The 20102-nt window shown below is 60.0% G+C and carries 15 protein-coding genes and 2 pseudogenes; 13 read left to right on the forward strand and 4 right to left on the reverse strand.

Annotated features, from left to right (window positions below):
* Positions 1-148: 148 nt before the first annotated feature.
* Complete coding sequence (locus FYJ31_RS04740) at positions 149-1639, forward strand: MFS transporter (protein ID WP_154536119.1); 1491 nt, start codon at positions 149-151, stop codon at positions 1637-1639.
* 37 nt (positions 1640-1676) lie between these two features.
* Here the strand turns inward: FYJ31_RS04740 and FYJ31_RS04745 are convergent, their stop codons facing one another.
* Together FYJ31_RS04745 and FYJ31_RS04750 are read right to left on the reverse strand one after the other, a co-directional pair.
* Positions 1677-3377, reverse strand: coding sequence for a serine/threonine protein kinase (locus FYJ31_RS04745; protein ID WP_154536120.1), 1701 nt, complete (start codon positions 3375-3377; stop codon positions 1677-1679).
* A 49-nt stretch (positions 3378-3426) separates the two neighbouring features.
* A complete protein-coding gene (locus FYJ31_RS04750; RefSeq protein WP_195839441.1) occupies positions 3427-3867 on the reverse strand; it encodes an XRE family transcriptional regulator in 441 nt (146 codons plus the stop codon).
* 433 nt (positions 3868-4300) lie between these two features.
* Between FYJ31_RS04750 and FYJ31_RS04755 the strand changes: the two genes are divergently transcribed.
* From FYJ31_RS04755 to FYJ31_RS13290, 3 genes are all read left to right on the forward strand, one after another.
* Positions 4301-5845 carry a DUF6591 domain-containing protein gene (locus tag FYJ31_RS04755; RefSeq protein WP_154536122.1) on the forward strand — a complete coding sequence of 515 codons (1545 nt, stop codon included), beginning with the start codon at positions 4301-4303 and terminating at the stop codon, positions 5843-5845.
* A gap of 373 nt (positions 5846-6218) precedes the next feature.
* Positions 6219-7382, forward strand: a complete 1164-nt coding sequence (locus FYJ31_RS04765) for an SPFH domain-containing protein (protein ID WP_022527557.1) — start codon at positions 6219-6221, stop codon at positions 7380-7382.
* 193 nt (positions 7383-7575) lie between these two features.
* Entirely contained in the window at positions 7576-7692 is a 117-nt protein-coding gene (locus FYJ31_RS13290; RefSeq protein WP_442778609.1) for an excalibur calcium-binding domain-containing protein, read from the forward strand.
* A 21-nt stretch (positions 7693-7713) separates the two neighbouring features.
* On the opposite strand, the gene FYJ31_RS04775 is transcribed toward FYJ31_RS13290, so the two are convergent.
* Complete coding sequence (locus tag FYJ31_RS04775; protein ID WP_154536123.1) at positions 7714-8268, reverse strand: helix-turn-helix transcriptional regulator; 555 nt, start codon at positions 8266-8268, stop codon at positions 7714-7716.
* A 437-nt stretch (positions 8269-8705) separates the two neighbouring features.
* On the opposite strand from FYJ31_RS04775, the gene FYJ31_RS04780 reads away from it, so the two are divergent.
* The 3 genes and pseudogenes from FYJ31_RS04780 (at position 8706) to FYJ31_RS04790 (ending at position 11670) form a co-directional block, all read left to right on the forward strand.
* On the forward strand, positions 8706-8957 hold the full coding sequence (locus tag FYJ31_RS04780) for a FeoA family protein (protein WP_229773850.1): 252 nt from the start codon (positions 8706-8708) through the stop codon (positions 8955-8957).
* A 159-nt stretch (positions 8958-9116) separates the two neighbouring features.
* Positions 9117-10403 (forward strand): annotated as a pseudogene (locus FYJ31_RS04785) (nucleoside recognition domain-containing protein); the annotation flags it as partial.
* Between the two features lie 427 nt (positions 10404-10830).
* Positions 10831-11670: a sulfite exporter TauE/SafE family protein gene (locus tag FYJ31_RS04790; RefSeq protein WP_154536125.1), complete on the forward strand. Its 840-nt coding sequence runs from the start codon at positions 10831-10833 to the stop codon at positions 11668-11670.
* Positions 11671-12051: 381 nt separating this feature from the next.
* On the opposite strand, the pseudogene FYJ31_RS04795 reads toward FYJ31_RS04790, so the two are convergent.
* A pseudogene (locus FYJ31_RS04795) lies at positions 12052-12150 on the reverse strand (YccF domain-containing protein); the annotation flags it as partial.
* A gap of 132 nt (positions 12151-12282) precedes the next feature.
* Here FYJ31_RS04795 and FYJ31_RS04800 point away from each other — a divergent pair.
* The 6 genes from FYJ31_RS04800 to FYJ31_RS04825 all read left to right on the forward strand — a co-directional run bounded on the left by FYJ31_RS04800 (position 12283) and on the right by FYJ31_RS04825 (position 20048).
* Positions 12283-13653 carry an MFS transporter gene (locus tag FYJ31_RS04800; RefSeq protein ID WP_154536126.1) on the forward strand — a complete coding sequence of 457 codons (1371 nt, stop codon included), beginning with the start codon at positions 12283-12285 and terminating at the stop codon, positions 13651-13653.
* A gap of 126 nt (positions 13654-13779) precedes the next feature.
* Positions 13780-14361 (forward strand): haloacid dehalogenase-like hydrolase, encoded by a 582-nt coding sequence (locus FYJ31_RS04805; protein ID WP_012577952.1) that lies wholly within the window; start codon positions 13780-13782, stop codon positions 14359-14361.
* Positions 14362-14411: 50 nt separating this feature from the next.
* A complete protein-coding gene (locus tag FYJ31_RS04810; RefSeq protein ID WP_012577951.1) occupies positions 14412-15242 on the forward strand; it encodes a histidine phosphatase family protein in 831 nt (276 codons plus the stop codon).
* Between the two features lie 111 nt (positions 15243-15353).
* Entirely contained in the window at positions 15354-16643 is a 1290-nt protein-coding gene (locus FYJ31_RS04815; protein ID WP_154536133.1) for a uracil-xanthine permease family protein, read from the forward strand.
* 398 nt (positions 16644-17041) lie between these two features.
* Positions 17042-19258, forward strand: coding sequence for a DEAD/DEAH box helicase (locus tag FYJ31_RS04820; RefSeq protein ID WP_326831179.1), 2217 nt, complete (start codon positions 17042-17044; stop codon positions 19256-19258).
* Positions 19259-19406: 148 nt separating this feature from the next.
* Positions 19407-20048, forward strand: a complete 642-nt coding sequence (locus tag FYJ31_RS04825; RefSeq protein WP_229773851.1) for an MFS transporter — start codon at positions 19407-19409, stop codon at positions 20046-20048.
* The last annotated feature ends 54 nt before the right edge of the window (positions 20049-20102 follow it).

The raw sequence follows: 20102 nt of genomic DNA on the forward strand, positions 1-20102 counted from the left end.
TGACGCTAACGCATGGCGTCACGATACTGAAGCCTGCCATCTAACGGCGGGTACGGCTCGTTGCTGGAGTCGTGCACGCATACGCGCGTCGGCGTGCGTATGCCGTGATGTGACCTTTGTAGTGGAATTGAAGATTGAGAACACTCGTATGTCTTCTAGTAGTACAACAACTGAACCAACTGTGCGCGAAACACCCGAGGTTTCCGGCGATGACAATGCGAATGCGCGCGCAGCGGTCCATAGCGCGAACAAACCCGGTGCCGCCTATGCCGCAGCAGTGGCCAACGGGGAATCCGAGCGTGCGTGGATCCGCCGTGTAGTGCTTCTACTCACCGGCCAGGCGTTCTCGCTGCTGGGCTCCAATATTGTGCAATATGCCATCTGGTGGTGGATCGTATTGCAGACTAAAACCGGTTCGGCCATGCTGCTGGCCACGTTGTTTGGCGTGGTGCCGCAGGCCATCGTCTCGATTTGCGGCGGCTCCTGGGCCGACCGTCACAGTCGCAAGTTGCTGATTATGCTGCCGGATATGGTGATTGCTGTGGTCACCGTCGTGCTGTCGCTGAGCTTCGCGATGGGATGGGCGAGTCTGACCATGATTTTCGTGGTGCTGTTCATTCGTTCGGCGGGAGGCGGGGTGCAGACGCCCGCTGTGCAGTCGTTCATACCGGATGTTGTTCCCTCGGGCAAACTATTGCGCGTCAACTCAATATACGGCGTGATTAATTCGGTGAATATGATTGTGGCACCTGCGGTGGCTGCTGTGCTTATCAACACAGTGCCGCTGTGGTCGATTCTGTTAGTCGATGTGACCACGGCCATTATCGGCGTCGGCTTTGTGGCGTTGATCAAAGCGCCGAAGAAGAGCGCGGAACATGTTGCGAGGCGTATGGCTGAAGCGGAGAATAGCGGGCAACCCACACTCGAACCGATGTCGGATGCCAATGCTGATCGTTCGCTGATTGCCAGCGTCCGTCGTGTGTTTGCTGACTTGAAAGATGGTTTCAGCTACACATGGCGCCGGGCGAACCTGCGCAACGTGGTGCTCGGTGACGCCTTGGTGTGCTTCGTGGCCGTGGCGCCGATGAACCTTACGCTGTTGCTCATGACCCGCGAATATGAGGGCATCGATTTGAATCTCGGATTCATCAACCTGACCACCGCCTCCGATAAACTCGCCGCCAACGAGCTGGGATGGAGCATCGGTATGCTGCTCGGCGGCGCGCTGATGTCTACCATCGGTGCCAAGCTCATCCGCAACAACATGCGCGTGGTCGCCTTCGGCATCGCTCTGGTGGGCGTCTCCGTCGTTGGTCTTGGCGTGGTTCACAATCTGCTGGCGTATTTGCTGATTGATGTGGTGAACGGTTTGGCTTCGGCCATCTGCATGGGCCCGATGCGCACCATCATCCAGACCGAGGCCGATGAGAAGATGGTGGGCCGTGTATTCGGCCTTGACACCACCCTGAGCACGCTCGGAATGCCGCTCGGCATGTTGATCTTCGCGCCACTGGCCGACGTGATCCCGATTTCGCTGGTGTTCATCATCGGCGGTGTTCTGACCCTGCCCATCGGCATCTATCTGTTCGGCCAGGCGCGCCGTAACGTCAGTGCGCAGGTGACGCGAACAGCGGCCTGACAGGCACCTGACGGCCACCTGCCAGACGTAAAGTCAACTACCAGATTTGCGCATACAGATCGTAAGACACATACTTCGGCAGATCGTAGACGGTAATCGAGAATGGCGTGGATCGGCCATTGCCCGGCCAATCCACGAATGCGATATCTCCATAGATGATTGCGTTCTGTGCGTTACGCAGTACTAGGGAAATCTTGATTTGCTGTCCATCAGATGGCTTGAATCCATCTGCCACGGCGCGGACCTCGCCATTGAACGTCGTGCCGCCGTCCCTGTTGTCTATTTTGGATATTCCACTGATGGGGAAGGCGGCGGTTCCCTGAGCCTTGGCGACGTTGTATGTATCCGGATTGAGCACAGTAAAATCAACCGTTTCTGGGGCGGTGCCTTCGCCTGCTTGACCGGCGTCATATACAGTCTGATTCGGGAATGCCATATTCAGTGCTTGCGTCTGCGAGAACACGATGGAACCGTCTTTGGCCCGCCCCGTAATGGTAATCTGCGGATACTGCACCTGCTGGGTCTTACTGGTGTTGCGCAGGGCGAAAGCGTAGTGGACGTACCCTTGCTGGTCCGCCGACCAGCCGGATTCCACTATTTTCAGAGGATTGTCGGTGACGGTGTCTTGATTGTCTCCATCAGCGCCGTCAGTGCCGCCTACTCCGCCCGTGCCATCGGCATTGTCGGTTCCTGACCCGTTCGAGGAGTGCCCGCCATCGGCCTTATCGGTTGATTGGCTGCTGGATTGTGTCGAGGAATCGGGTGATGTTGCCGACCCGATAATGCCAAGTTGGCCTGCCAACACAATGCCTCCCGCAATGGCGGCGATTATCAGTGCCGCTCCGGCAATGGACCACAGCACGATGGCGCGTTTGCTCAAGTGCAGACGCCGGAATAGTCGAGACGCCGACGCGCTGCCGTTCGTTGTTCTCGTTGATGGCGGATTTGCCGATGATGCGTTCGGTATGGGCGGATTGGACTGGGAGAACAGCGCCTGGCGAAACTCTTGGACGCTCTGTGGCCGTTTGCTGGGCTCGAATGCGCACGCATAGCCGATGACGGCGCGTAGTCGAGCCGGTACTGCGGCATCATCGGCAAGTCGCTGCTCGTAGTCGCTGGCATCGGGATATACGCCGGTCAGCATGAATCCGAGTAGCCGGCCCAGCGAGAATACGTCGGAACGCGCGTCGGTTTTGGCAAAGCCATATTGCTCAGGCGAGGCGAATCCGTAGGTGCCAAGCGCCGTGGTATCCCGTGAACGGTTGCTTGCCTCTGACCGGATGCGCGCGATGCCGAAATCGATGAGATGCGCGCCATCCTGGGCCACGATGACGTTGGCCGGCGTGATGTCGCGGTGGATAACGCCGTGCTGGTGAAGCTCCTGCACGGCTTCGCAAATTTGGTCGATAAGCTGCACGGCCACATTCGGTGCAAGCCGCCCGTTTTCCTCCGCAATTTGCGCAAGCGTGCTGCCCGGCACGTAATCGTAGACGATGACGAACCGGTCGGGCAGCTCGTACGTCGCTTCCACACGCGGCAGACGATTACTCTGGCAGGCGCTGAGCATCGCCCACACATTGCGTTGCGCTAGGGGAGAGGGAATCTTCTTGCGTACGAACGGGCCGTTGCCGTCAATGCTCACCAGTTCGGTGACGCCGGAAGGTCCGCGAGCGAGCGTACGCTCGACATGGTACGCATCGTCGATGCTCATCGCATGCATCGCTTGCTTGTCGTCCATGTCTCTCCTTTTGTCCTCTTACGCCGGCTTATACCCGAGTCGTGGTCCCTCAATCGGCCTGGAGCAGCGTGGGCTCTCCCAAACGGTAGAGTTCGTCGTCCGTGGCAATACGGTCGAATACATTGCGTATACACCAGATGATAATCGCGTCGCGTCGCTGTTTGCACCACAGTTCGGAAACGCCTGCAAGACGAAGTAGCCGTTGGGTTTCACGTAATGTGCACTTGAGACCAAAAGCCAGCATAATGGCGTGATCTCGGCCGGGGCGGCTTTTGCCGGAGAAAATGTCATAAACCACTGTGGCGTTGAGGCCGGATGCCCGCACCACGTCGGCTCGTCTCAGGTCATGGGCTTCCATACGGTCGAACAGATAGTCGGTCAGCGTGCGTGCGCTGACGAGTCCCTCATCGAGATACTGCTCAATGCTGGCGCTGGCGAGCAGCCGATCCAACAGTTCCTCGGTCAAATGTTCTTCGGGGATGTCTGCCATTGCCCATGCTCCTTGTCGCTGTGTTGCGGGTGCTGTGCTGCGCCATCGTACGCGGTTGCTCGATTCCCAGCGTACAGGACGCCGACTTTTCGGAAACACGCCGAAAAATTCAGTTGTCAGCTGATGTATGGCCCGTGCGTGTCGCCGACAATGGTCGATGCCATCCGTGTAGGTGCGGTGGCGGAAAGGATGTTCATGCGCGGTATCAAGCATCGACAATAAAGCTAACATGCATACAAAATGCTAATTTGCGTACATAATAACAACGCCATACACTGGTTTCGATGTATCGCAGAGCAAAGCGAGCAATAAGAAGGGACGCAATGATGAGCGAACGATACCGGCTTGCCATGGCAGTCGGATTGACCGTAACGGTTGCCGGGCTTGCCTCTTCTGTGCTGGTAATGCTGCTGCTTAAGGAAAGAAGGGCATCATGACAACGCCATTTGATCAACAACCTCAGCCGGTTCCACCGTCCGAAGGCACGAATGACGCACCGGAAGATCGCGCGAATGCGCCTACCGTGCCGAATACTGTACCGGCTGGCCAACCGAACGTAGCGTCTGATGGTGCTACCACCACTCCGATGACTCCGGCTACGGCATCGCAGCGGCCCGCCGGCGCGCCATTTGATCGTGTATATGCGGTCAGTCCGCAACAGCTGTTCCAAGTTATTCACGACCAGTTGACCACTGGTGCCACGTTTACCTTGGATAACGAAAACTCCCAGACCGGAGCGCTCTCCTTCCACTCCTATGACGGGGTGAACTGCATGCTAACCGTAGTTCCACAAGGTGCGGCTGGGACCGCCATTCGTCTGGAGGCGACTGGGAACGAAAGCGCCAAGCGTGTTGATGAGTTCCTCGCCTCTTTGGACAAGCGTATTGGTGTGGCTCCTGCGCCTGCCACACATGGTGCCGGTGCTGCCACTGGTTTTGCTGGTGCCGCTGCGCCTGCCGCGCTTGCTCCGAATGCACAAGGGGTGAAGAAGACTTCCAAGCTGGCTGTGTTCGCCATTATTTGGGGAGTGTTGTTCGTACTCGCCCAATTTGTGGATGTTTCTGGCCGATCCTGGGGCGGACTGCTGTTCGCCACGGTGATTCCGGCACTGCTCTCAGGTTTCGCCGTATACGTGACTCGCCCGAGTGGCAAGGTGCAAGGCCGAGTGCTGGCCTGGGTGGCAGTCGGTATCACCGTTGTGGGTCTGGTAATCGGTGGCGTGTTCGTAATTCGTGACGATGCGAAGGCCAAGGCTGATCGGGCGGAATTGGAAGCATCGCTCGCCACCAAGTGCGAAGCATATTCATGGCCGGAGTCGGATATCGCGGCGCTGCTGCCGCAGCCGAAATCCACAAAGGGTGAAATTAAAAGCGAGTCTTCGGACTATTTCTCCATCGAGGTGTGCGGTACCGACGCCAAGCAGTATGCCGACTACGTCAAGTCCGTGCAAGACAACGGTTTCACCGTGGACTATAGCAAGTCCGCTGACAGTTTCAATGCCAAGAACGCCGATGGATACAGTGTGAGCGTTTCTCGTGACACTGACGACGAGACCATCATGTCCATCACTATCCAGGTTCCGGAAAAGAAGGAAGATACGTCTACGGACGGCGACGCCGCGAAGCAGGATGATAAGAGCACTGATACGGGCACTGATTCCAGCGATGCCAACAAGCAGAGCGACCAGTCTTCGGATCAGAAGGCGCAGCAGAACACCAATGACAGTGCTGACTTCAAGGCCACGATGGACAGCTACGAGGCCTTTATCGATGAGTATGTTGCCTTCATGAACAAATATCAGAAATCCGACAACGTGGTCAGCATGGCTACCGACTATGCCAGCATGATGAAGCGTTACTCTGAGTTCTCCCAGAAGGTAGACGCCATTGACGAAAACTCCCTCAGCAGTGAGGATTTGGCCTACTACACCGAGGTCATGACTCGATGCACGCAGAAGCTCGCATCGGTGGGCCAGTGATCAGACTGGCGTATCGAGGTAACGGTTTTCCAAGAAAGGGACGATGACGGTATATGGGTATACGCGGCAGACAGTATACGCCAATGGATGAGCCGGCCTTCAACAAGGCCATCCCCGGAACGGAGGCTCTGGCCGGGACACTGAAAGACACTTTTAGCGCATTCCGTAGTGGGCTTGGGATTACCGAACCCGTGGTTTCGGTGAATTGCGAAGGTTGTGGCGCTCCGCTTTCCGGTCATCGCAAAGAAGTCGTTCGATGCGAATACTGCGATCGCGAAACGCAGCTATAACCAACATGCCAGCATAACGGCCGGTCTTGCGATTGCATAGTCGCAAGATCGGCCATATGCATGAGATATCGAGGAAAAAACAGATGGCAGTTATTAAGGCGTTCGCCGGCGCGCTCGGCGGTACATTCGCGGACCTGTGGCGTGATATCATCACCGCTGGTCCGTTCACGGAACACACCGTCGTTGTGCCGGGCATTCCCCGCGGAAGCAACAACGATCGCGGTTCGAATGAATACGGTTCCGAGGGAATAATCACCAATGGTTCGCGTATCTATGTGCCAGAGAATACTGCGGCGTTCATTTTCTCTGAAACAGGTATCGAAAACGTCATCACCGAGTCGGGCGGTTATGAATATCGCAACGGGGAACAGAGCGTGCTCGCCGGAGACGGCATCGGATCGTTCTTCAACCAGGTCGCCGATCGATTCACCTTCGGAGGTCAGCCTGGCCGCACCAAATATGTGGCCTTCGTCAACCTGCGTGAGATTCGTGGCATCAAATTCGGCACTTCTGCGCCGCTGGTGTATAACGACCGGTTCTATGGCGTCGATTTGGAAATTCGCGCACGCGGAGCCATGTCGCTAAAGGTCACTGATCCAGTTCGATTCGTTCGTAACTTTGTGCCTGCCACTACCGTGTCGTATTCATTCGATGATGAAGGGCCACGTAGGCAGATTCTGTCCGAATTCGTACAGTCGTTTATTGTGGCCATCAATTCGTTGTCCAATGAATATCGTATTTCGCAATTGCCCGGCAAGGCGAATGACATCGCAGCATGCGTGCGTGGCGATCGAGCCAATGCCGGTACATGGAATGATCGTTTTGGCTTTGAAGTGTCCAGCGTGGGCATCGAAAGCATCGAGTTCACCGAGCAATCACGTCAGCTCGTGCAGCAGTTCGCCTCGAATAAGATGAATGTTGCCGCATACGAGGGCGTTTCCCAACAAGCTGGCAATATGGCTGCCCAGCAGCGCATTGCGCAAGGTATTCAAGACAACGGCTTTGGCGATGGCGGCATGTTGCTTGGTATGAATATGGCGCAAGCCATCAATCCTATGACTGCCGCCCCGGTTCAAGCGCCGGCACCTGCGCCGGCACCGGAAGCCGCTGCTCCCGCCTCTCACACGGCATCCATGTCTGTGGAAGAACAAGTCGAGGCGATGAAGAAATTGAAGGAATTGGTTGATATCGGCATTCTCTCCCAAGAAGAATTTGATGCAAAAAAGCACGAAATTCTCGGCCTATAAACGGTGCATTCATGCAACTCGAGACAGTTGATAATGAGGGAAACGTTGGTGCGGTATATCGGCCGCTACGAAGGCTGCCGAAGAAGAGGCTGCAAGAAAGGCCGCTGAACAGGCTGCTGCACACGCCGAGGCCCAGCGTCAGGCTGAGGAGGCCGCTCGGCAGGCACAACAGCAACAACAAGCACAGCAGAATGTGTGCTATGCAAACTGCTCTGAAGCTCGCGCGGCTGGAGCGGCTCCGATCTATCAGGGGCAGCCCGGACACAGTAGCCAGCTCGATCGCGATCACGATGGCGTGGCCTGCGAGTAACGGATTCGATATTTCGGCGACTCAGCGCTTGTTCGGGCCGCCGTCCGGGAACATCAAGTAGGTGATGATGCCGGCGGCGGTTCCACTGGCCAATGCGCCGGTGATGACGGCAAGAGCCTGCATCGCCGTGCTGAGCGTAGGCTTGCCTGCTGCGGCAGTCTTTGCAGCCTTCAATGTGGCGACACTGGGCTTGCGTTTCTCGGTGGCGGCGTTGTCGGCAGCGTTGCCACAGCCTGTATTGACTGGGGCATTGTCGGCAACGGCCTCGCCGTCTTGCTCTTGGGCGCGCCGTTCGCGAATGCGTTGCTCAATGGGATCGTCGACCAAAGTCTTGATGATGCGTGCCAGATCGCGGTCTTCACGACGTGCGATCTCGGCGCTGAACACCGTACGTAAAGCGAGATACTGCAGTTTGGTCATCGGGCTTTTGCCGGTCTCCAAGTTAGACACCGTCTGTCGCGCGACTCCCAGCTCGTCAGCCAGTTGCTGAGTCGTCCATCCGGCTACCTTGCGAATCGGACCCAGGTTCTCCTGAAACTTATCAATCCACCATTGTTCGATTTCAGACGCCGCCATTACGCACCTCCTTCCACGCTGTCACCAGTGTACGTTACCTGTACCGAAATCAATCCAAAAAACAGTGTTCATGTGAAATTCACTGCGTATCTGCGCTTTCGCCAGTTTACCGAGATTAGCCTTACATAGCCCATAAGACCGGCATTGGGTGTGTGAACCGCAATGGCATTGCGATTATATTGGCTGCCCGGCTCCCACACAAGCGTCGCCGAACGCGACTCGAGGGATGCACCCCGGAGGAGTTCCGGAGCATGCCCCTCGCGGTCTCAGACTGCATCCCACTTACCGACGTCCAACAAACGGGGTGCGGTTCAGTTCCGTGAAAAACACTCTTGTGCTTTGCTTCGTTTCCTGCTATGTGTGAAAACATGGATAATACGCATGCTCGCCGCGTCGATGGCACGGTGCGACGTCGGACGGGGGAGCGCGGCGCCATCATGACGCTGCGCGACTGCCCGCGCGCCATGCGCGTCGTCGTGGACGGCATCGACCTGGATGAACGGCACCGGTTCCGCCTCTGCGAGATCGGCCTGGCTCCGGGCGCGGGCCTGCGGGTCGTGCAGCGTGGCGCTTTCGGCGGGCGGGTCATCGCCTTCGGAGACGAACGCGTCGCGGTGGATGGCGCCACCGCGCGGGCCGTCCGCGTACGGTTCGCGCAGGACGAACATACGCAAGACGACGTTGCGTAACACGAAGAGAACGAGAATATGCGCGAATGATGAATCTACGGGACCTGAGAGGTGGCGACTGCTGCAGCTCGCAGGACGCTTGCTGCCGGCGTTGCGATCGCCATGCGGAGACGTCCGCGAATGGCGCCGTGCGTGACGGCGCTCGCGGCGACACCTGCGATGCCGGTCATCGCGGTCGACGGGCGTACCGGAGACGGCGGCGAGGCGTTGGCCGATGCCATCGCCGTGGGTTTCCGGGGAACCCCCATTCCCTCTGGGCTGACCGCATGGTCCGCCATCACGGCCGACGCCGACGGGCACACCGTCGACGACCTGCGCTCCTGGGCTGAATCACGGGCCGATGCCCGTCTCGACTGGACCGCCGGCGTATTGCGTCGCCTTGACGTTCACGACGACGGTCGCGTCACCTTATCCGACCGCATCGACGGCATACTGCTGCACCCCGTGGTCGGCGTCATCGTTTTTCTCGCGGTTCTGTTCACGGTGTTCCAAGCCACGACGACGCTGGCCAGTCCGATGCAGGATTGGATCGATGTGACGTTCCGCGGCTGGTGCACATCCGGCCTCGACTGGTTGCTTGGGCTGTTCGGTGTGGCCTGGCGCGGCGGCTGGGTGCGTTCGCTGCTGGTCGATGGCGTGCTCGATGGCGTGATCACCGTGCTGACGTTCATTCCCGTGATGGGCATCATGTTCCTGTTGCTGTCGATCCTGGAGGACTCCGGCTACATGGCCCGTGCCGCATTCGTGATGGATCGCGCCATGCGCGCCTTGGGATTGGACGGCCGCGCGTTTTTGCCGATCATCGTCGGCTTCGGCTGCAATCTGCCGGCCTTGGCGGCCACCCGCACCCTGCCTGATTCCTGTCAGCGGGTGCTGACCGGCATGCTGGTGCCGTTTGCCGCGTGTTCCGCGCGCCTGTCGGTGTTCCTGGTGCTCGCCCATGCGTTCTTTCCGAAGTATGCGGGTCTCGTGGTGTTCCTCATGTACGTCGTTTCGGTGATGATCATCCTGCTGGTCGGCGTGATGCTGCGCCACACCATGTTCCGTGGGCTTGAGCCGGAGCCGCTCATGCTGGCGCTTCCTCCATACCAGTGCCCCCGCGCCCTGCAGCTGGTTCGTTCGGTGCTGCTGCGTCTATGGGGATTCGTTCGCGGCGCCAGTGTGATCATCGTCTCGATGATCATGGCGCTATGGCTGCTGCAGGGCATTCCCATGACGGCCGGTGCCGGCGGTTTCGCGCATGTCGACGATGTGCACGATTCCGCGTACGGCGTGCTCGCCGATGCGGTGGCCCCCGTGTTCGCTCCGGCGGGCTTCGACGACTGGCATGCGTCGGCCGCGCTGATTACGGGATTCGTCGCCAAGGAAGTCGTGATCGGTTCGATGTCGCAGTCCTATCATGCCGACGAACAGCCGGCCGATATCGTTGCCGACATCGCCGCCGATCTTAAAACCGGGATGACGGTTCCGCAGATCGCCGACTATCGGCGTCTGCCCTCCGATTTCGTGGATATGGCGATCATGCGTGCACAGGAGCGTGGACTGGTCACATTGATGGACCGCGCACCGCGATCCCTGTGCGACGGGACGGCATGCCGACCGGACCCCGCCTCGCTGGTCTGCGCGGGATGCCCGTTCAGGGCGCCCTCCTCGGCGCGGTCATGAATGCGGGTGGCGTCGTCGGTTCAAGGTTCGTGTCTCAGGACGCCTTGGCGAATCATGCCGATCATCTTCGTCGCGCCGGCTATGCGGAGCGTCGGCTGCGGTGCCAGTGTTTGGCCACGTTACGGGCGATGATGCGATGCGCGGGAGCCGAACCATTACGCTTGACTCCCGTTGCCACACAGACCGGAATGAGAAGGGGGAGGGCCCCATGATTGCAGGAATGTCCGTCACCACGTTGCTGTCGGTGCTTGTAGCCGGCGTCGCCGCCGGATTCGTTGGATACGCGGTCGGCGCATCCTCATTGGTTTCCTATCCGGCGTTGCTGGCATTCGGTATTCCGCCCGTGCTGTCCAACACCACGAACACGGTGGGCGTGTGTGGTACCGGCATCGGCGGGTTGCTCTCCGCTCGCAAGGAGCTCACGGGCCAGGGCCGGCGTGTGATCGTCTATGCCTGCATCGGTCTGGTCGGCGGCGTCATCGGAGGTCTGTTGCTGCTTGAAATGCCCGCGAAGGTCTTTGAATTCGCGGTACCGCCGTTGATTCTGTTCAGTGCGCTCATCATCGCGCTCAATCCACGGAGGAAAGCGGCCGCGCGCGATGCCGTGGCACGGGCGCTGCCGCAATCGTATCAGGCGGAGCGCGCCGCGCGGATCGCCGGTGCGACGGTGAACGGCGCATTGCGCGACGATCCGTGGTGGCTGTGGGCCGGCGTGAGCTTCGTCGGTGTCTATTCCGGCTATTTCGGCGCGGCCGCCGGTACGCTTGCCTTGGCGATTCTCGATTTGGGCAGGATCGGCCCGTTCCATCAGATCAACGCATTGAAAACCGTGGTCGGATTCGGCGCGAATATCTCCGCCGCGGTCATGTTCGTAATCCGTGGTTCCGTCTGTTGGCCGTTCGCCATCATGATGTGCATCGGTTGCACCATCGGCAGCGCGATCGCGCCTCCCATCACCCGGCGTATTCCGGAGAACATCATGCGGGCCGCCGCCGTATTGACCGGCATTATCCTCGCCGTCAAGCTTGGCTGGAACACTTACCTGTGATGGTCCTGGCTGCTGGGGCATGCTGAACAGTCACTGCAGTGCGGTGATGCGTGGGCGTGGGTGGGGAATTATGACGATCCCGTCGGATGGAAGGCGTGTTCCGTCCGACGGGATTCCCGCTCGATCGGCCGATGATCGATCAGTTGTGCATGGCTTCGATGTTGTTGCCCTCCGGATCATGCACGAACGCGGCGTAGAACGCTTCTTCCTTGTCGAAATCCTTCACCTTGACGGTCACATGGTTGATCATGATCTGTCCTTTCATGCGTTCGGTGCGTTGTGCATCCGCATTCCATGATAGACGGCAGACGATGCGAATGGAAAGGGCGGCGCCCTGGAAGGTCGTGAAGTCCGGGCCTGTGCCGCACGTGCCGCGATGACCTACAGCCCGTGGACGTTCGCCCCGAACGGCCAGAGCGCGAGTTTGGCCATCTTGAACGCCTGGATGCCTAGGGGAATGCCGATGATGCTCATAGCGTGTTCCTTACGCTCGACCGTGTCCCGGAAGATGCCGGATGGTATATCAGACCTCCATTCTATGGTACTGGTGTGAGGTGAAGCGGGGCCCGGGACCAGGCCCATGCGTCTTGAAGCGAGTAGATTGGAGCGACCATGCCCGTGACGTCTGATGGGGTGGACGGGTCCGGCGCGTATGCCGAGGCCATGGCGAGCGAGGAGGCCGATGCCGCGTGGATCCGGCGTGTGGCGTTGCTGCTCGTCGGTCAGGCGTTTTCGCTGTTGGGCTCCAGCATCGTGCAGTACGCCATCTGGTGGTGGATCGTATTGCAGACCAGAACCGGTTCGGCGATGCTGCTGGCCACCCTGTTCGGCGTGGTGCCGCAGGCCGTGGTCTCGATCTTCGGCGGCTCATGGGCGGACCGCCATAATCGCAAACTGCTGATCATGCTGCCGGACATGGTGATCGCCGCCGTCACCGTCGTGTTGTCGTTGGGTTTCGCGATGGGATGGGCCGGACTGGCCACGATCTTCGTGGTGCTGCTCATCCGTTCGGCGGGCGGCGGCATCCAGACGCCGGCCGTGCAGTCGTTCATCCCGGACGTCGTGCCCTCCGGCAAACTGCTGCGCGTCAATTCGATATACGGTGTGATCAACTCGGCGAACATGATAGTGGCACCGGCTGTGGCCGCCGTGCTCATCAACATGGTGCCGTTGTGGTCGATCCTGCTGATCGACGTGACCACGGCGGTCATCGGCGTCGGGTTCGTGGCGTTGATCAAGGTGCCGAAGAGACGCGCGACGGCGGAGCGTGCCGCGCACGCCGTGCCCGAAGGGGAGGGACGCTCGCCGCTCGCCGGCGTCCTCCGTGTCTTCGCCGATCTCAAGGTGGGATTCGACTACACGTGGCGTCGGCCGAATCTGCGCAACGTGGTGTTGGGCGACGCGCTGACCTGTTTCATCGCCGTTGCCCCGATGAATCTGACCCTGCTGCTCATGACCCGCGAATACGAGGGAATCGATTTGAATCTGGGATTCATCAACCTGACCACCGCCTCCGACAAACTCGCGGCCAATGAGCTGGGATGGAGCATCGGCATGTTGCTTGGCGGCGCGTTCATGTCCACCGTCGGGGCCAAGGTCGTGCGCGACAACATGCGCATGGTCGCGCTCGGCGTCACTTTGGTCGGCGTGACCGTGGTGGGTCTCGGGGTCGCGCCCAATCTGCTGGCGTACCTGTTTGTCGACGTTGCGAATGGCGTCGCCGAGGCCATCTGCGTGGGTCCGATGCGTACCATCATGCAAACCGAGTCCGATGAGAATGTGGTCGGCCGCGTCTTTGGTCTCGACACCACGCTCAGCACGCTGGGCATGCCGCTGGGCATGCTGGTCTTCGCGCCTCTGGCCGACATGATTCCGATTTCGCTGGTGTTCGTCATCGGCGGTGTGCTGACCTTGCCCATCGGCGTCTACCTGTTCGGCCAGACGCGCAGGCGTGCCGGAACGGTGCCGGACCGGGGACGATGACCGCCGGGGAAGTTGGTTGCGACCCTCCAAAAACAGTGTTCATGTGAAATTCACCGCATATTCGCGCTTTTGCCGGTCCGCCATGATTAGCCTTGAACTAGGAACAGCAGAGTAGAAGCAGAAGGTATGCGCGTATTCGATTTTGACGGAACCATCTACGACGGCGAAAGCCTGTTCGACCTGTACCTGTATTCCGCTCGACACGACCCGAAGGTGTTCCGTTTCATCGCACCCGTGCTGCGGTACGCGGTCAAATACAAACTCGGGCGGGCCACGCTTGAGCAGATGGAATACGGCGTGGGCAGAATGGCCGAAGGCTATCTTACGGAACTGAACCGTTCCCGACGCGTGGCGAGCGTCGAACAGCTCGTGAACGATTTCTGGGATCGGAACTACCCGCGCATCAAACCCTGGTACCAGCCCGAACCGGATGACGTGATCCTCACCGCATCCTTCGATTTGACGGTGGGGGAGGCCTGCCGCAGGCTCGGCGTGCGGAACCTCGTGGCCAGCAAGGTCGATTTGGAGACGATGAGGGTTACGTATCTCAACTTCAACACCAACAAGGCCAGGCGATTCCGCGAGCTGTACGGTCCGGACGCCGTCGTCGACGAGTTCTACACCGACTCGAAGTTCGACCAGCCGATGATCGATATGGCCCGTCGCGCGTTCATGGTCAAAGGGGACACCATAACGCGGGTGAAATAGCGGACGGCGCGGAACAACGCGACGTCACCGACAACGAAGGAGTAGCGCAGATGAGCATGCCGCTCGATCTTTATGTAATCCGACATGGCGAATCCGAAGCGAACGTCATCGTCCAGGCGGGCGAGCAGGGCGACAACTCCCTGTACACGCAGGACAACGTCACCGTGCCCGACCGCTCATGGCGGCTCACCGCCACCGGTCGCAAGCAGGCCGACTGCATCGGACGCTGGCTCGTCAGCCAGCAGCAGCTGTTCGACCGCTACATGGTTTCGCCGTATGTGCGCACCCGCGAGACCGCGGCCACCATGGCCTTGCCCAAAGCCAAGTGGGAGGAGAACCGTGTGCTGCGCGAACGCTCCTGGGGCGAGATCAACACCATCACCAAGGACGAGTTCAAAACCAACTACGCCCGCAACTGGAACTTCAAGAACACCGACCCGTTGTACTGGCGGCCGCCGGCAGGCGAATCCATCGCCGACGTGGCCGAGGACCGCGTGCATAACATACTGACCTCGTTGAGCCGCAAATCCGACTCGGAGTCCGTGGTCATGGTCACGCACGGCGACTTCATGCTCGCCCTGATGCTCACCATCGAGGATCTGGCCGACGAGGAGTTCCTGCATCGCGCCGATTCGGACGACTGGAAGATCACCAACTGCACGTGCCTGCATTACACGCGCCGAGATCCCGAAACCGGTCGCACGTCCAAGCGTGTGCGTTGGGAGCAGACCGCCCGGCCCGTGCTTGATGAGGCGAGCGGACGCTGGGAGGTCAAAGTGGAGCCGTGGCGCGAATTCAAGCGCCCGTACCTGTCCAACGGCGATCTGGTCGATGTGGTGCAGGCCGTCGACCCCCACCTGCTGGAGTATTACGGCAAGTGAGCGTTCCGACGGATGGACGCCGCACGATCCCCGTACGCTAGAATGACGCGTGGCGCGGCCGGTCTTGTGTGCCGCACCACCAAGCAAGAGCGAGGAAAGTGAGCAATGTCCATGTCCAATATCTTCCAATGGCGGCTGCATGGCAACGGTAAGACGCTGGCGCCCGGCGAGGTCGTCGAGCCCGATGAACGTCTGACTTGGGTGCGCACCGCCGGTATCGGCGCACAGCACGTCATCGCCATGTTCGGTGCCACCTTTCTGGTGCCGATTCTGACGGGCTTCGACCCGTCCACCACCCTGTTTTTCACGGCTATGTCCACCGCACTGTTCCTGCTCATCAACCGGAACGTGCTGCCAAGCTACTTGGGGTCGTCCTTCGGCTTCATCGCCCCGATCACGGCGGTCACCGCCGCCAACAAGGGCATTGCGGTCGCCAGCTTCGGCATCATGGTCACCGGTATTCTGCTGGCCCTGATTGGCGTGCTCGTGCACTACGCCGGCTCCAAATGGATCGACATCATCATGCCGCCCGTGGTCAACGGCGCGATTGTGGCCATCATCGGTTTCAATCTGGCACCTTCAGTGTGGACTAACTTCCAAGCCGCGCCGGACACCGCACTGGTTACCCTGCTGGCCGTGCTGCTCGTGGCCGTGCTGTTCAAGGGCTTGCTGGGTCGCCTCAACATTTTGGTCGGCGTAATTATCGGCTATGTATATGCCTGCATCCGTGGCCAGGTCGACTTCTCCGCCATCGGTGACGCCGCATGGATCGGCTTCCCGAAGTTCCACCTGCCGCAGGCCGATTTTTCCATCCTTCCCATGTTCATCCCTGTTGTGCTCGTGCTTGTGGCTGAGAACGTCGGCCATGTCAAGTCCGTGGCCCAGATGACCGGCCGCGACTACGACAACCAGATCGGCACCGCCCTCATGGCCGACGGCCTGGGCACCACGCTCGCCGGACTGGGCGGCGGCTCCGGCACCACGACCTACGGCGAGAACATCGGCGTGATGGCTGCCACCAAGGTGTACTCCACCGCCGCCTACTGGTGTGCAGCCGCCTTCGCCCTGATCCTGAGCCTGTGCCCGAAGTTCGGCGCCGTGATCAACACGATCCCCGCCGGAGTGCTCGGCGGCGTGACTACGCTGCTGTACGGCATGATCGGCATGATCGGCATCCGCATCTGGGTTGAGAACAAGGTCAACTTCGACAAGCCGCTGAACATCATGGTGGCAGCCATCACCATGATTATTGCCATTGGCCAATTCGCGTTCACTGTTGGTGGCATTTCCTTCAACGGCATTGCCATTGGCACGATCGTGATTCTTGTGGCCTACCACGGTCTGAAGGCCATTGGCAAGGCAACCGGCACTATTGCCAAAGACGATCCGGATATTTTGTAGTGTGTTTTAGTGCTACTGGGCCGTATTGTGGCTCAGCCTTTTTGCACAATGGCTCCTACCTTCACGGGTAGGGGCCATTTGCGTGTTCCATGGAGCGGTGCTCGCCTTACATGGTGGTAGAACCCATGGGGCGGTAATTGGCCCATGGGGCGGCAAACATCCCATGGGGCGGTAAAACCCTCATGGGGCGGTAGGTGAAAATGGCTTTATTCTGCGGTTTCACAATTTCTTCAAACCGCCTCATGGGCAAGTTACCGCCCCATGGGCCAATTACCGCCCCATGGGGTCATAAGTAAAGAGTGGGATGACAGCGTGGCGAGCACCAAGCAAAGTAGGGGGCTTACGCTAAGCTCGGAAAGCTTGCGTAATTTGTGTAACCTTTGACATGAAAGGCCACTGTGCCCCGTAATAATTTCGATGATCGTGACGATTCCGCTGATTTCCAGATGAACGACAGCGCGGAATCCCGCCCCCTTACCTTTGGCGAACTTGGCGTACCCGGACCGCTGGTGCGCGTGCTTGCGGCAGATGACAAGAAGACCGCATTCCCCATTCAGGCCGACACCCTGCCCGATTCACTGGCCGGCCGCGACATTCTCGGCCGAGGACGCACCGGCTCCGGCAAAACCCTCGCCTTCTCCATTCCGCTGGTCACCCGGCTTGGCTCCTATGATTCGCTTGGCGAAATCGCGATGGAGGAGTTCCGCAACGAAGTCAAGCGCCGCAAGAAGGCCAGCCTGGAAGAGCGCCGCGCCGACGACTTCCTGCCGCACCCGCGCGGCCTGGTGCTGGCCCCCACCCGCGAGCTCGCGAACCAGATCAACGACGTGCTGATGCCGCTGGCCCACACGTTTGGCATGAACACCACCACGGTGTACGGTGGCGTCAAGTACATCCACCAGATCCGCGATCTGAAGGCCGGCGCCGATATCGTGGTCGCTTGCCCGGGCCGCCTTGAGGACCTGCTGCGCCAGCAGGCGCTCACGCTCTCGTCCGTCGAAGTCGTGGTCATCGATGAGGCCGATGAAATGGCCGATATGGGCTTCCTGCCGCCGGTCAAGCGACTGCTTGAGCAGATTTCGCCCGACGCCCAGCACATGCTGTTCTCCGCCACGCTCGATCACGGCGTGGATGAAGTGGTGAACACCTTCCTGCATGATCCCAAGGTGCACGAGGTCGATTCGGCCACCACCGAACCTGACCTGATGACCCACCACTTGTTCGAGACCACGCGCGGCGACAAGCACGAACTCGTGCGTACACTCGCCTCGGGCGAAGGCCGCCGCATCCTGTTCACCCGCACCAAGTTCCAGGCCAAGAAGCTCGCCAAGAATCTGACGCAGAACGGCATTCCGGCCGCCGAGCTGCACGGCAACCTGAACCAGAACCAGCGCGATCGCAACCTCGCCGCATTTGATTCCGGCGATGTGCGCGTCATGGTGGCCACTGACGTGGCCGCCCGTGGCATAGACGTCGGCGGCGTGGAGCTCGTGGTGCAGGTCGAGCCGCCGGCCGACCCGAAGTCCTTTGTACACCGCTCCGGTCGTACCGCCCGCGCCGGCAAGGCGGGCGACGTGGTCACCCTCGTGCTGCCCGAACAGCGCCGCGAGACACGCCGCTTGCTGAACCAGGCCGGCATCAAGACCAAGATGATTGAAGTGACCCACGATTCGCCCGAAGTGCTTGAGCTTGTGGGCGACCGCGCCGAGCGCGTGGATGGCTGGAGCCTCGACAAGTCGCAGCCCGTGGGCAACCCGCGCAAGGGCAAGAACAAGGGTGCCAAGAACGCGGCGGGCGACGAGTCCGGCCGCGGCGGCAATCGCAATCGCAATCGCGACGAGCAGAACGTTGCCGAGACCGAATTCCAGCACGAGAACGAAGGTGGCGAGTTTGTGGCCGAAGGCGAGCCGCAGCGCAAGCACGGCGACAAGGCCAGCAAGAAGGCCGTGAAGAAGAACCGCAACCGTGCGGAACGCCGCGCCGGCATGAGCAACCCCGAGGCCGAGCGCCGCGACTATCTGTTCGAGCATGGCGATGACCGCCGTAAGGGCGGCCGTCGCGACGGATACGGCAAGGACCGTTACAGCGAGCGTCAGGACGATGGCCGCAACGAGTACGGCAAGAACCGGTACGACGATCGTCGTGGCGGCAAGTTCGAAGGCCGTGATTCTGGTCGCAGCCGTCGCAATGATCGGTACGGCAAGGGCGGAAAATTCGACAAGCGCGACGGGGCCGAATACGGCCGCAACGATGATTTCAGCGGCCGTAAGCATGGATCAAGCCGTCGCTTCGATCGTACTGATCCCCGCGATTTCGAGCGTCCGCGTAAGCCGCGCCGCAATGAGCGCAGCCACGAGGACTACGGCTTCTCCTATGACGAGCGTTCCCATGACGGCCGCAGGCAGTCCATGCGCAACACCCGTCAGGGCGAAGGCGGCAAGCGCATCCATCGCAAGAACGAGAACCGCATCGTACGCGACGAGCGTTCAGAAGGTGCCAAGCGTCACGAACGCCGCATGATCGCCAAATACGGCAACACGGAAGGCCCGAACCGCCGCCATTCCAAGAAGAATCGCAATAATGCGCCATTCCGTATGAAGTCTGGACGCCGTTAGTCCGACAGCGCGTATGAATCAGGCCCGACGACCTTTGATGGTCGTCGGGCCTGATCGTGTTGTAGACCGGTGTTTGCGATGCGGATGCCTGTTCCCGACATGATGTGTATCAATGTTCCATAAGTATGATATATTGATATACAACTTGATGGGAGCCACGCTGCCATCCATCATCGGGTTGTTCGACGGATCGCCTATGCGTGGGCTGGCCGTCGGACTGCGGGTCGGCACATCCGGGGTGGGCATAGCGCTCGGCCCGGTCATCGGCGGCATCCTGCTGCAACGGTTCGCATGGGATAGCGTGTTCTGGGTGTGCGCCGTCATCGGCATGTTGGCCATTTGCGCCGCCTTCCTGTGCCCGTTCGGTTTCATCTTCCTCACAACCCAATGGTTCCAGGCGCTGCGTGGGTGTTCGGCGCTCGAGACGGCGATTGCCACACTGCCGTTCGCGGTCGTCATGGCCGCAGGTATCGCCCTCGTCCAGGGTCCCGCCACCGACACACTGATGACGGCCGTGCCGGTCGGCGAGGAAGGCATGGGCAGTGCCGTCAACGACACGATCCGCGAACTCGGTGGCACGCTCGGCGTCGGCATCATGGGGTCGCTGCAGGCCGGTGCGTACACCACCGGCCTGACGGACGCGCTGCGAGGATCCCACCTGCCCCAGGACATCCTTGGCGCATCCAAGGAATCCGTGATGGCTGCCGAATCCATTTCCGGCTCCCTGCCGGGCACCCCGCGCAGATTGCTGGATGACTCGGTCGCATCCGCGACGATGACCCTCACCTGATTGCATCCTCCATCTGGGTGTCCATACACGGGTTCATCCAATTCGAACTGCGTT

The organism is Bifidobacterium sp. WCA-178-WT-4B, assembly GCF_009696495.1.
In the GTDB taxonomy this organism is placed as follows: Bacteria; Actinomycetota; Actinomycetes; order Actinomycetales; family Bifidobacteriaceae; genus Bifidobacterium; species Bifidobacterium infantis.